Source organism: Gilliamella sp. Choc4-2 (assembly GCF_001690355.1).
GTDB classification, from domain to species: Bacteria; Pseudomonadota; Gammaproteobacteria; order Enterobacterales; family Orbaceae; genus Gilliamella; species Gilliamella apicola_A.
The window spans coordinates 122,540-134,006 of record NZ_LZHG01000004.1 but is presented as its reverse complement, the minus strand read 5'-3'; the positions used below and the strand labels follow the sequence as shown (position 1 = coordinate 134,006).

10 protein-coding genes are annotated in these 11,467 nt (G+C 33.1%); all 10 read right to left on the bottom strand.

Annotated features, from left to right (window positions below; all coding sequences use genetic code 11):
• Positions 1 to 59 precede the first annotated feature (59 nt).
• Positions 60 to 1,028, bottom strand: a complete 969-nt coding sequence (locus A9G34_RS00980; RefSeq protein ID WP_065568609.1) for a sugar kinase — start codon at positions 1,026 to 1,028, stop codon at positions 60 to 62.
• 1 nt (position 1,029) lies between these two features.
• Positions 1,030 to 1,845, bottom strand: a complete 816-nt coding sequence (locus A9G34_RS00975) for a DeoR/GlpR family DNA-binding transcription regulator (RefSeq protein WP_034944292.1) — start codon at positions 1,843 to 1,845, stop codon at positions 1,030 to 1,032.
• 786 nt (positions 1,846 to 2,631) lie between these two features.
• Positions 2,632 to 3,741 (bottom strand): bifunctional diaminohydroxyphosphoribosylaminopyrimidine deaminase/5-amino-6-(5-phosphoribosylamino)uracil reductase RibD, encoded by a 1,110-nt coding sequence (gene ribD, locus A9G34_RS00970; protein WP_065568647.1) that lies wholly within the window; start codon positions 3,739 to 3,741, stop codon positions 2,632 to 2,634.
• 11 nt (positions 3,742 to 3,752) lie between these two features.
• Entirely contained in the window at positions 3,753 to 4,205 is a 453-nt protein-coding gene (gene nrdR, locus A9G34_RS00965; protein ID WP_034944295.1) for a transcriptional regulator NrdR, read from the bottom strand.
• A 230-nt stretch (positions 4,206 to 4,435) separates the two neighbouring features.
• On the bottom strand, positions 4,436 to 5,725 hold the full coding sequence (gene thrC / locus A9G34_RS00960; RefSeq protein ID WP_065568608.1) for a threonine synthase: 1,290 nt from the start codon (positions 5,723 to 5,725) through the stop codon (positions 4,436 to 4,438).
• Between the two features lie 110 nt (positions 5,726 to 5,835).
• Entirely contained in the window at positions 5,836 to 6,774 is a 939-nt protein-coding gene (gene thrB, locus A9G34_RS00955; protein WP_065568607.1) for a homoserine kinase, read from the bottom strand.
• Positions 6,775 to 9,231, bottom strand: coding sequence for a bifunctional aspartate kinase/homoserine dehydrogenase I (gene thrA, locus A9G34_RS00950; protein WP_065568606.1), 2,457 nt, complete (start codon positions 9,229 to 9,231; stop codon positions 6,775 to 6,777).
• Between the two features lie 340 nt (positions 9,232 to 9,571).
• Positions 9,572 to 9,901, bottom strand: a complete 330-nt coding sequence (locus A9G34_RS00945) for a hypothetical protein (RefSeq protein ID WP_034944307.1) — start codon at positions 9,899 to 9,901, stop codon at positions 9,572 to 9,574.
• Between the two features lie 142 nt (positions 9,902 to 10,043).
• Positions 10,044 to 10,799: an SDR family NAD(P)-dependent oxidoreductase gene (locus A9G34_RS00940; RefSeq protein ID WP_034944310.1), complete on the bottom strand. Its 756-nt coding sequence runs from the start codon at positions 10,797 to 10,799 to the stop codon at positions 10,044 to 10,046.
• A gap of 177 nt (positions 10,800 to 10,976) precedes the next feature.
• Positions 10,977 to 11,429: a universal stress protein UspA gene (uspA, locus tag A9G34_RS00935; protein WP_065568605.1), complete on the bottom strand. Its 453-nt coding sequence runs from the start codon at positions 11,427 to 11,429 to the stop codon at positions 10,977 to 10,979.
• Positions 11,430 to 11,467 lie beyond the last annotated feature (38 nt).

The window sequence follows — 11,467 nt, the reverse complement described above, 5'->3', positions numbered from 1 at the left end:
ATAACTTTGTTATTGGGACTTTTTTGCTGTTTATTTTGTATAAAATAAACTTACAATTTTTAATTTGCTTTGGAATTGGAGATAAATTGTCCTAATTCAATTAATGTTGATGTACCCTCCATAGGTCCTTTTTGGGATACCGCTAATGCACTACTAGCATTAGCATATTGTAATGCCTTTTCAATAGAAAATCCTGCTAACATTAAACTTACAAATGTAGCTGCAAAACAATTACCCGCTCCAGTTGGATCAATAGATTGAGTTTTAAAACCATCTATATGCATAATTTTAATTTTATTTTTTTCATCATAACCGTAATAATTAGCACCTTTATTACCACATTTTACAACAATATGCTTAATTCCTTTTTGTAATAAATTAATTGCTGTTTCTTGTTCTGTCTCATGATTATTGTATGCAAAATAACTTATTTCACTTTCACTTAGCAAAAATATATCTGTATATTCTATAATATATCCAAAAGATTGTTCCATTTCTTGAATATTAAACATCTCTTTACGTAAATTGGGATCAAATGAAATAGTTCCTCCTTTTTGCTTTATAATGTTTAAGGCTTTGCGTACTGCATCAATTGCTCGAAATGAATACAGCGATGATCCTATAATATGCAAATGTGTGCAATCTTTTAATAAATTTTCATTGATAAGATTAAATGAAAGTAGACCACAAGCACTATTAGGTATGTTAAAAATAAAATCTCTTTCATTAGATTCTTTATAAGAAACAAAAGCACTTCCTGTATTAGCCTTACTATGAGATGTTATGCCATCAATAATTACACCATCTTTTTTTAACCGAGTAACACACATTTTACCAAAGGTATCTTTACCAACGCAGCTAAAAAAAATAACAGGAAAACCTAATTTTGCAACTTGATCAGCAAATATCGCTGGAGCACCACTAGGAAAGGGACCAATAAACTCGCCTGCTTGATCAAATCGTTGATGCTTTTTTTTTGCTAAAAACTCAACTAATAGTTCTCCAATAGTACAAATTTTAAATCCCATATTATGCCTCCAATGCATTTTGATAAGTCACACTAAATTTATTTGCAAAAAGTTGCTTAAAATTTGAATCCAATAATTGCTGATGATATTCAGTTACTGCTGGTTTTGATAAAATCAAGACATCGATATTTTTCAATTTTCCAATACAATGCTGATCGTTATAAACAATTCGTTGCGGTAAAATACCAATGAGATGACTCGCTTTTTTTGCTACTTGCTGATATGCATTAATTTGTTCAATATCTTCAATTATTAAGTTATTATCACTATTAATTGCAATTAATTCTATAATGAAATGTGTAACTGGATAATTCTGCAAAATAACACCAATAATATCAGTTTGCAAAATATTACTTTCAAGTAATAGTCCGCCAACAAGAATGATATTTGAATCGGTGAATTCATTAGCCAATTGGGCATTATTGATATCATTCATAATCAGTGTTAATGATTTTTTACTATGTAAATAAGGAATGAGTTTTCTTGTCAATCGCCCATGACTTAAAAAAATAGTATCACCATCATTAATATAACTTAAACAGTTTTTAACTAAATCAATATCACAACTATCATCTATTTGAGGCAAATCATTAGCCCCTAAAGCACTAGCTTTATTTGAAGATACTTCAGATGATAAATAAATTGCCCCACCAAAAAAACGTTTTAAATACCCTTGTTGTTCTAAGTAGGTTAAATCTTGACGAATAGTTACGGTTGAAACTTTAAGCATGTATGATAGCTCTTCTACTTTTACTTCACCTTTTTTTCGTATAATTTCCGCAATATCTAATCTACGTTTTAATAGGGCTGAAGACACTCTAGTCAATTGTTATTTCCTATATTACAAATAATATGTTAAGAATAATGATGATAAAATTTATCATACAAGTGGTCAACAAGAAATCACTTTCATAATTAAACGTAATTTAGGTATAACTCGTTGCACAAAAGATTTCTAGTTTACTAGCTAGCATCTAAAAGGCTATTTTTTAATTTTAAATTATTTTCTACTTTCAGAACTAAAGTATATTTTTGTGATCTTTCTCACAGTAATTTCACTTTCGAAACGTCAATTAAATTACAAGTCTATGTTATTCTAGCTAGGTATATTTAGTTCTTATAGTTATGCAGCAACAAAAAGTATAATAATACTGCTAACAAAATTAATGCAAAAGTAAGATTGATAATGATTAATGGTTCCAATTTTCCATATGAGTAAAATATTACCTTATCAAATAAGGTTTTAAATATAGTCACCATTACGATATTAGTGTTAAATGGCATGAAGATGATTTAATCAAAAAATTTATCGTGATCAAGGTAATAATATTGCTTGTTTTATTATTGATATAGCAGCAAAAACTAATGAGTATTTAAATATTTTACAACAATCACAGCATACCGTAATCACCAAAGATATCCTTGATCACATTAAAATAATCAAAAATATTAAAAAGTTATTAAAATATTGCAAAGTAATTGATATTAATTATCTCACGATGAGATAACATTCTAATTCATAAGATCTATTTTATATTTTATTCAATACTAATTGACATTTGCACTTTTATTTATAGCTTAATAAGAGAACTTGCTACAGTAATCATATTCTTTTTAAAATAACGCGCAAATCTTCACCAATCATTTTAATTGATTCAAACTTAAATTGGGGGGCTAATGAGAGCTTTTGTAGATTAGGAAGCATACACATATCCAATGCATTATGACCAAGTAATTTAGGTGCATAATAAATAATCAGTTCATCCACTAAATTTTGTTCTATCAATGCCCCCGCTAGGTGAGCACCTGCTTCAACCCAAACAGAATTCATCCCTTTTTGACCTAACATTGTCAGTAAATTCACTAAATCAATATTATTTTTTGGAGAAGATTCAGTTATTAATTGAATGTTAGGCTTATTGATTGGAATAGCTTGCTTCCGCACCAACCATATTTCACCTAATTGCTTAAAAAGTCTTTCATCACCTGTTAGTTGATTTTGACTATCAATAATAATGCGTATTGGTTGTCGAATATTTTCAGCAAGATAAACTTGTTTTATATCATTAGGTAATTCGGCATGCCTGACCGTTAAGCTAGCATTATCGGTTTGCACCGTCATGCGAGTACTTAAGATACAACTTGCCTGTGCTCTAAACTGTTGCACATCCTGTCTTGCCAAAGTTGATGTGATCCATTTGCTTTCCCCCGATGCCATTGCAACTTTGCCGTCTAGAGAAGTAGCAAGCTTAAGTTGTACATATGGTAACCCAGTTCGCATTCGTTTTAAAAAACCTTTATTGAGTGATTCAGCTTGATCAGCTAATACTCCAACCACAACCTCTATTCCCGCATCTCGTAATCGATTAATACCATTACCAGAAACATCTGGATTAGGATCTTGCATCGCAATAACAACACGTTTGATTTGTGATTTAATTAAGGCATCGGCACAAGGTGGAGTTCGACCAAAATGGCTACATGGTTCTAATGTTACATATGCTGTTGCGCCTTGAGCATTATCACCCGCCATTTGCAGTGCGTAAACCTCAGCATGAGATTTCCCTGCTTTTTGATGGTAACCCTTTCCAATAATTTCATTGTCTTTTACAATAACGCAACCAACATTAGGGTTAGGCGATGTTGTAAAACGACCAAGCTTAGCTAGCTCAATTGCTTGCTGCATATAAAAATTATCGTTATTGCTTGTCATCATCTGGAAAATTATTTCTGTTGTAACTTAGCAATTTCATTACTAAATTGTTCGATATCATCAAAACTAAAATAAACCGAAGCAAAGCGAATATAAGCTATTTTATCTAGGCTTTTAAGTTCTTCAATCACATAATCACCAATTAATTTTGCTGGAACTTCACGTTCACCTGTTGCTCTTAGTTTAGATTTTATACGTGTAATCGCATCTTCTATATCATCAAAACTCACTGGACGTTTTTCAAGAGCTCTTTTGATACCATTACGTAATTTAGCTTCATTAAATGGCTCTCGAACTTTATTACTTTTAATTACATTAGGCATAATTAATTCAGCAATTTCAAATGTAGTAAAACGCTCATTGCACTCGACACATTGGCGGCGACGACGAACTTGATATCCCTCACCAACAAGACGTGAATCGATCACCTTTGTATCATCTGCATTACAAAACGGACAGTACATAACAACATCCTTATAATGGCATAATTAGGATTACAATAGCTGAAATTTATAATTTAAACAAGTTTGGTTAATATCTTCTATTTTTAGATAGACATGTATAAGTAAATTTGAGCGTTGGAAATAAATATGGCGAGGCTTTGAAAGTAAAATTAGCTAATTAATGAATATAAACAAATAGAGGTTATTATCATTAATGGAAAAGTTCCGCGCCAATTTGGCGACGGAAAAATTTACCAATTTAAGTTAATTAAAAAATCACGCAATTTAACAAAATCATTAGGCATATTATGGGAAAGTAATGTCATATCTGCTCTTTCCGCTAACTCTTTAGGCAATGGAACTGATTTACCTAAAATATCTTCAACCACTTCTTTAAATTTAGCAGGATGTGCCGTACCTAAAAATAGTCCATATTCCCCACCTTGTAACTGATCACGTAGTGCTCGATAAGCAATTGCACCATGAGGTTCAGATAAGTAACCTTTTTGATCAAGTTCACAAACAGTTTGCTTAGCAACTTCATCTGAAACAGTAGCATGACCAAGTGATTTAATATCCCATCCCTCACGCTTATAAATCTCTTCGATGCGTGGCCAGTTATTTGGTTGGCTTACATCCATTGCATTCGATAATGTTGCAATGGTTGCGTGAGGTTCCCACTTACCGTTTTCTAAATAACGAGGTACTGTATCATTGGCATTCGTTGCGGCAATAAAGCGTTTAATAGGTAATCCCATTGTTTTCGCAAGTAGACCAGCTGTTAAGTCACCAAAATTTCCACTCGGCACAGAAATAACCAACTGTTTACGTTGGGTTGATGTGAGTTGTGCAAAAGCTTCAAAATAGTAACAGATTTGTGCTAATAATCGGCTAATATTAATTGAGTTAGCGGAGTTTAAACCTATTGTTTTTTTCAAATCATCATCATCAAATGCCTTTTTAACTAAGGCTTGACACGCATCAAAGTCACTTTGAATAGCAATTGTATGTATATTATCACCCAAAGTACAAAATAGCTTTTCTTGTAATGGACTAATTTTACCTTCTGGATATAAAATCACGACGCGAATATTTGGTAAATGATAAAACGCATGAGCAACAGCCGCACCAGTATCACCAGAAGTAGCAGTCAAAATAGTAATTTTTTTGTCAGCGGCAACTTGCACTAACGCTTGAGCCATAAAGCGTCCACCAAAATCTTTAAATGCCAATGTTGGTCCATGATATAGCTCTAATGAACCAATATCTGCTTCCACTGAAGTTACTGGAGCAGGAAATTGAAATGCATTTTTAACAAGTCTATGCATATCATCATGATTAATCTCATCACCAATAAAAGCAGATAAGATCTTGGCACTTCGAGTAATAAAATCAAGTTTTAATAACGACTCAATTTCAGCTAATGAAAATTTAGGTAATTCTTGAGGAAAGAATAAACCTTGTCCTCTTCCTAATCCTTGTTGAACTGCTTGTGCAAAGCTAACTTGCTGGGAATGATCTTTTAAGTTATATAATTTCATAATATTTTCCGGTTATCTTTATGCTGTAATATTTCACTCTTCGTAATATCAACTTGTTCAATAATAATTGGCATTTTTGTTATATTTAACTCTACTTTTTATAGTAAACATTAAATAACTATTGTTCCTTGAGTATCAATTTTACAAATATGAGTAAAACCTTCATCATTTTGCAAATAATATTTTTTAAGTAATAATTCAATTTGCTGAGCTGTTTCAAGTTTATCTGCAATCACAAACATTGTTGGCCCTGAACCTGAAATACCCGATGACAAAGCACCAAGTTGCTTAACCCGTTTTTGAGTTTCATCAAAATTAGGTAATAATTGTTTACGATAAGGCTCAGCAATATTATCAAAAAGCATTGTGGCAGCCAGCTTAGGTTGTTTGGTATAACAAGCATGCAAAAATCCCCCCACATAGCGACCATGTGCTACACAATCAGACCTTTGATATTGAGCAGGTAAAATTGCACGTGCTTCAGCCGTTGATACCTTTATACCTGGATAAGCCATCACCCAATACCAATCATCAAAATGCGGAATTGACTCACTAATAATACCCATCTCATTAAGAATAAGTTGCATCCCACCTAAATAGCATGGCGCAACATTATCATAATGCACACTGCCCGAAATACGACCTTCAAGTTCTCCCATCATGGATAACATTTCAAATTCATTAAAAGGTTTATCAAAAAACTCATTTAATGCAACCAATGCACCAACTACTGAGCACGCACTTGAACCTAAACCAGAGCCAATTGGCATATTTTTTTCAAGAGTCATACTAACAGGTAAAGTTTTACCCATTGCTTGACAAAATCGCTGCCAACATTGAAATACAATATTACATTTTGGATCACGTGGTAGCTTTTTGACAAATTGACCTTTGCTAGTAAGGGAAAATTCGTTAGCAGATTTAACTGTAATACAGTCACCAAGCATAGTACCATTAATCGGGCTAATTGCAGCGCCTAATATATCAAAACCAACACTAATATTGGCCATTGATGCAGGCGCATAAACAGTTAAAGATTTATGAGTCATTTAACCTCCTATTTTACCTGATGTTGTACGTAAAATATCAGCAAAAACACCTGCTGCAGTAACATCATTACCAGCACCATAACCACGTAATACAAGAGGAATAGGTTGATAATAACGAGTATAAAAAGCTAAGGCATTTTCGCCATTTTTGACTTTATAAAGAGGATCTTCGCTATCGACAGCTTCAATTCTAACACTGCATTGATGGTTTTCTATGCTACCCACATAACGTAGAACTTTACCTTCTTTTGCTGCTTGTTCAGATTTTGCTTTAAACTGTGCATCTAACTGCGGTAATTTAGCCATGAAATCATCAATGCTACCTTGTGCATATTCAGGAGGTAATACGGATTCGACATTGATTTGATTAAGTTCTAATTGTAAACCTGATTCTCTAGCTAAAATAAGTAACTTTCTAGCTACATCGGTTCCAGATAGATCATCTCGAGGATCTGGTTCAGTAAAACCTTTCTCTTTAGCCAGTTTAGTTGCTTCAGACAGTGACATGCCTTCGTCAAGTTTACCAAATATAAAAGAAAGCGATCCAGATAGAATTCCCGAAAACTTGATTAACTCATCACCTGCATTAAGTAGATTTTGAAGATTTTCAATTACCGGTAACCCAGCCCCTACATTAGTATCATATTGGAATTTACGCTTACTTTTTGCTGCTTCTTGGCGTAAGCGTAAATAGTAGGCCATTGAGCTAGTATTTGCTTTTTTATTTGGTGTAACGACATGAAAGCCATTAGCTAAAAAATCTGCGTATTTGTCAGATACTTCGCAACTAGAAGTACAATCAACGAGAATCGGATTAAGTAATCGATTAGATTTGGCAAACTCAATAATACTATCTAATGAATATTTAGTATCACTCTGTTTGATTTGATCACGCCAATTACTAAGATCAATACCGTCTCTATTGGTTATGCTGTGTTTAGAGTTAAACAAACCACATACTCGCAAATCAATCTGTTTGTTTTTAAGCCATTTCTGTTGACGTCCGATTTGGTCGACAAGCGCACCACCAACCCCACCAACACCAATAACAAAGACATCAAGCATTTTATCAGTACCAAATAACATCTGATGCGCAACACGAACGCCCATTACAGCAACATCATTATCAACTACAACTGAAATTGAGCGCTCAGATGAACCTTGTGCTATAGCAACAATATTAATATTAGCTCTGGCTAATGCTGTAAAGAAATTAGCTGATAAACCACGTAAGGTACGCATGCCATCACCTACTACAGAGATAATAGCAAGCCTTTCAATCACCTCGATCGGTTCAAGTAATCCATCTTTTAATTCTAAGAAAAATTCATCACTTAAAGCTTCTTCTGCACGATAAAGTTCTGTTTGTGGCACACAAAAACTAATGCTGTATTCAGATGATGATTGAGTAATAAGTACAACTGAGATACCAGCATAAGACATCGCAGAAAAAACACGAGCCGACATACCAACCATACCTTTTAATCCAGGACCTGAAACATTGATCATTGCCATGTTATTTAAATTGGTAATACCTTTCACAGGTGTGGTTGAGTCAACAATATTAGCACCAATTAATGTGCCTGGCGCATCAGGATTATTTGTATTTTTGATTAAACAGGGAATCTGAAATTGGGCAATAGGTAAAATAGTTCTTGGATGAAGCACTTTTGCTCCAAAATATGAAAGTTCCATCGCCTCTTGATAAGACATTGTTTTTAGTAATTTGGCATCTGGTACAATACGGGGATCACAAGTATAAACTCCATCAACATCGGTCCATATTTCACAGCTATTTGCTCTTAAACAAGCTGCTAATACGGCAGCAGAATAATCAGAACCATTTCGTCCAAGCACAACTAATTCACCTTTTTCATTACCGGCAGTAAAACCAGGCATTAGAATAAAATTGTCTTGTGGAATGTGCATTTCAGCAATTCGATGAGTCGATTCAGGTATATCAACAGTCGATTCTAAATAATCACCTTCTGCAATAAGCATAGCAACAGGATCTATTACCGTGATCGTATGGCCTCTTGCTTTGAGAAGTTCTTGCATAATAGCAATTGATAGCTTTTCTCCACGACAAATAATTGATGCATTGATACTATCAGGACATTGACCGAGTAAACGAATACCTTCAAGTAATTGGTTAACATGATTTAATTCATTAAGAGCAAAATGCTTCATCTGTTCATAAGCAAAATTAGGTTGAGCTTTTGCAAGACCTGCTAATAAATCTGCAAATATCTTTTCAGCATCATAAATGTTACTTTTGATATCTTGCCCAGCAACCGTTTTTTCAACCATGGCTACTAAATGGTTGGTAATTTTAGCAGGTGCCGATAAAACAGTAGCGGTTTGCTCTTGTTTAGCATTATTTTCAATAATTTCTGCAACTCGCAAAAAGCGTTCTGCGTTAGCAACAGATGTTCCTCCAAATTTTAAAACTTTCATATCACACCTTACTTATTATCTTAGTTTATGCCCATTACTATCTATAATTATAGTTTTTAGAACTTATTTATAGGTATCGAAAATCTTGTAGTTTGATAATTCTATTTTTAATTTTTTGCACAGGTTAACTACTTTATTTCCATGCAAAATAAAAACCCGCCTTTAGGGGGCGGGTTTTTTAATATTTATTGAAAAAATCAACCCGCCCTAGATCGCATAATAGTACCTAAGGTGCTAATAATTCCTGTCATACTAACTAAAATTATCATGATTTTCCCTAAAAAATATTTAATTAAACTAAAAACAAAACAGCCCAACATTTTCATGTCAGGCTGTAATTTTAAAAAACCTTTTTGCTATTTTCGTATTCATTAACAACTTTATTCAATGCCTGATATATGCATTTTTCATCTTGTTTTTTTAATGCTTCATCTAAAATATTAAGATACGATGACATTAATTTTTGATTATCTTCGGCAAATTGTGGTGATACTTCTTGATCCTCATATAACATAACATATGTACGAGCAAATCCAAAAATCAAAAAATAAACCGACGCATTTTTTGGATCTTCTTGAATTAATGCTCTCATTGCCTTTCTTAGCTTTACATAACTATCAGTACCTGGCAAACTTGTCGCAAATGTTTTCGTTACTTCTGAAAATGTCATTGCAGTGAACCTCAATCAAAAATTATAAGATAAAAGGATATCAATCCATTAACAGAAGTGCAAGTGTATTTTATTTGCCAAATGTAATTTTAATTTTGAATAAAATCGGCGCTCATAACTCAATACCGATTATGTCCTATGATTACTTTATTTCTTTATAAATGGATAACCCAGCTGAAGCTTGTGCTACTGGCATTATTTCAATTGAATTAACATTGAAATGTGCTGGCGTATTGACTAACCATGAAACAGTATTGGCTATATCTTCTGGAGTAATATAATCAACATCTTTATATATAGCAGCAGCTTGCTTATCATCACCATGGAATCGTACATTTGAAAATTCTGTACCTCCACATAAGCCTGGTTCAATATTAGTTACTCTTATTTTTGTACCTAATAAATCAGCACGTAAATTAGCACTAAATTGTTTAACAAAAGCTTTAGATGCACCATAAACATTTCCGCCTTTATAAGCATAAGTACCAGCTACAGAACCAAGATTAATAATATAACCAAAATTGCGCTCAACCATCTCGGGTAAAATTTGTCGAGTTAAATTTACTAGCCCAATAATATTAGTTTCAATCATTGTTTCCCAGTCGTTATAATCTGCTTCATAAGCAGGCTCTAAACCTAATGCTAAACCTGCATTATTTATTAAAATATCTATTGTCTTAAATTCATTTGGTAGTTGCAATAAGATAGTGTTTACTGCATCTTTTTTAGTTATATCTAATGGTAATGAAAAGAAATTAGCGCCTAATTCACCTGCAAGTTTTTGTAGTTTATCTGCACGTCTAGCTATACCTACAACTTTATAACCATCTACTATAAGCTTACGGCAAATCGCCTTCCCAAATCCAGAGGATGCTCCTGTAACTAAAGCGATATTCATATAAAATCTCCTTATCGGCTAAATAACAATTTGGATGTATTATCATAAACTACAATATACATAAAAAAGAAAGCATCAAATAAAATATATTAAAGTACATAATTTACTGAATTTTTCTACAACCTTATAAAATAGTTACAAAAAACCCGCTAATTAAGCGGGCTGGTATTTAATACTTCATTTAGCAGGTCCTTCCACTGGCTCTTCATCTTTTAATGGAATAATCAAAGTATCGATATGAGTATTATTGATAAGTTGACGGGCAGAAGACATTAATTTACTCCAGAAATCTTGGTGATGACCACACACAACTAGATCAATGTTATACTCATGAATAGCTTCAATCAATACTTGACCAAATTCACCGTTACCTGAAAGCGTATGGGAGATAGGATAGCCAGCGCCATCCACTAATTTATTTAATGCAAGATGTGTATCTTCAGTAATTCGGTCTTTCATATCATTCATATTGATATCAACCAAACCTGTGTAAAGATCTGAATAATTAATACCAACATGAATCAATGATATTTGAGCATTATATGGTCTGGCCATAGAAACTGCTTTTTCGACAAGTAGTTCACTTTCTGGTGATAAATCCACTGCAACTAAGATGTGTTTATAAGCCATAATACATTACTCCTTCCAATTTAACGGTCAGACAAAAC

Coding starts and splice junctions, on each gene's coding strand:
- A9G34_RS00980 (WP_065568609.1), bottom strand. CDS start 1,028: ATGGGATTTAAAATTTGTACTATTGGAGAACTATTAGTTGAGTTTTTA.
- ribD (WP_065568647.1), bottom strand. CDS start 3,741: ATGACAAGCAATAACGATAATTTTTATATGCAGCAAGCAATTGAGCTA.
- nrdR (WP_034944295.1), bottom strand. CDS start 4,205: ATGTACTGTCCGTTTTGTAATGCAGATGATACAAAGGTGATCGATTCA.
- thrC (WP_065568608.1), bottom strand. CDS start 5,725: ATGAAATTATATAACTTAAAAGATCATTCCCAGCAAGTTAGCTTTGCA.
- thrB (WP_065568607.1), bottom strand. CDS start 6,774: ATGACTCATAAATCTTTAACTGTTTATGCGCCTGCATCAATGGCCAAT.
- thrA (WP_065568606.1), bottom strand. CDS start 9,231: ATGAAAGTTTTAAAATTTGGAGGAACATCTGTTGCTAACGCAGAACGC.
- A9G34_RS00945 (WP_034944307.1), bottom strand. CDS start 9,901: ATGACATTTTCAGAAGTAACGAAAACATTTGCGACAAGTTTGCCAGGT.
- A9G34_RS00940 (WP_034944310.1), bottom strand. CDS start 10,799: ATGAATATCGCTTTAGTTACAGGAGCATCCTCTGGATTTGGGAAGGCG.
- uspA (WP_065568605.1), bottom strand. CDS start 11,429: ATGGCTTATAAACACATCTTAGTTGCAGTGGATTTATCACCAGAAAGT.